Annotated in this window: 1 protein-coding gene; it reads left to right on the top strand. The window is 45.5% G+C overall.

The features are described 5' to 3' along the window. Positions 1-807: C45 family autoproteolytic acyltransferase/hydolase (locus KIV40_RS32915; protein WP_285353575.1), on the top strand; the 807-nt coding region annotated here is incomplete at both ends.

Below are 807 nucleotides of genomic sequence, written 5' to 3'. Positions count from 1 at the left end.
CAGCCAAGAAGACGCATTCGAGATGTTCGGTGTTCGTGTATTTGCTTCACTTTCACTGCGTCGTAAACAGTACTTCCAAGGTGTTGCGGATGCATTGAACTGGCCAGTAGAGAAAGTCGTGGTTCTTGATCAAAGGGGTCCAATGGCTATCTACCTTGGCAAGTTACACTCATTTTCTGGCTGTTCTTCGTTGGCAACATGGGGCGATAGCACAACCAATGACAACATGGTAGTTGGTCGTAACATGGACTGGAGCGAGTTATTCCTAGACTTTCCAATCTACACAACGGTTTACAACCCGACAGATGGCTCTAACAGCGTAGTGAACGTGAGCTGGCCAGGTTGGACGTGGATGGTAACAGGTTTTAACGACAAAGGTGTGTACACCGACCTTCATGACGGTACATCAATGGGTGGCAACATTGTTTCAGTTGAGAAGCCTTCGTTCCTTAACTCAGTGTTCGACTACATGACTGAGTCTGATTCAGCACAAGCATTGAGTGCACGTTTCCAAGCAGCTCGAACAGACGTGGCTTCTATCTGGATGGTTGCAGATAAAGATGGTGAAGCGTGTGCTTATGAAAATACGATTCAAGAGAACCGTAAACGTGTATCAGACAAAGATGCGAGCTCATTCGCAACAGTAAATACCTTCTTGAATCCTGATTGGGGTCTAGGTAAGCGTGAAACATTGAGCTTCTCTCTTAAACGATTCGATAACCTAAATGCTCGTCATGACGCCCATAAAGGTGAGATTGATACTCAGGTGATGCGCTATATCTTTGATTTACCGTTTTACGACGAAGA

The organism is Vibrio sp. D173a, from assembly GCF_030248475.1.
Note: the sequence above shows the minus strand (reverse complement) of the source record. Positions and strands in the feature narration are given on the sequence as shown.